General features: G+C 45.8%; 1 protein-coding gene and 1 pseudogene. Both read left to right on the forward strand.

The features are described from left to right. A pseudogene (locus tag R7Q46_RS27850) lies at positions 1 to 146 on the forward strand (mannitol-1-phosphate 5-dehydrogenase); the annotation flags it as partial. Positions 147 to 203: 57 nt separating this feature from the next. After that, positions 204 to 638 (forward strand): MltR family transcriptional regulator (locus tag R7Q46_RS27855; RefSeq protein ID WP_318078388.1); only part of this gene is annotated, 435 nt, incomplete at its 3' end.

Raw genomic sequence — 638 nt, forward strand, 5'->3', positions numbered from 1 at the left:
ACACCAACGACACCGATCCGCAAGCGGTTGAGCTACAGACCTCATTAAAAGAGGTTGGCGTGACAAAAACGCTAGCAAAATACACCGGTCTGGCTGAAGACAGTGTTGAAGTGGCTCAAATCGAGTCGCTTTACAACCAGCTTTGATTGACTCAGGGGGAGCTCTGCTCCCCTTAATATAATAATGAAACAACTGATCAGTATATGGCAGATAACATCAACGAAAGCGAGATCATTGAACGACTCAACAGCGCACCATCGGTACGTGGCTTCTTTATTGCGACCGTCGACGTATTTAACGAATCCATCGACGGACTCATCCAAAGAATCTTCCGTAAAGATAACTTTGCTGTGCAATCGGTCGTCGGCCCATTACTGCAAGATTCAGGACCGCTTGGCGACTTATCGGTTCGTTTGAAGTTATTGTTTGGTCTAGGTGTATTGCCCGACGACATCTACCACGATATCGAAGACATCATTAAGCTGAAAAACCAACTGAACAGCGATGCATCGGACTACGAGTTCACTGACCCGAATATCCTAGAACCGATCAAAAAACTGCATCTGGTGAAGAAAATGGGCATGGTGCAATTGGAAGTCAACGAACCCGATGACGACATTGATCTTGAGTTTTACCAA

The sequence above is a fragment of the Vibrio sp. 811 genome, from assembly GCF_033339195.1.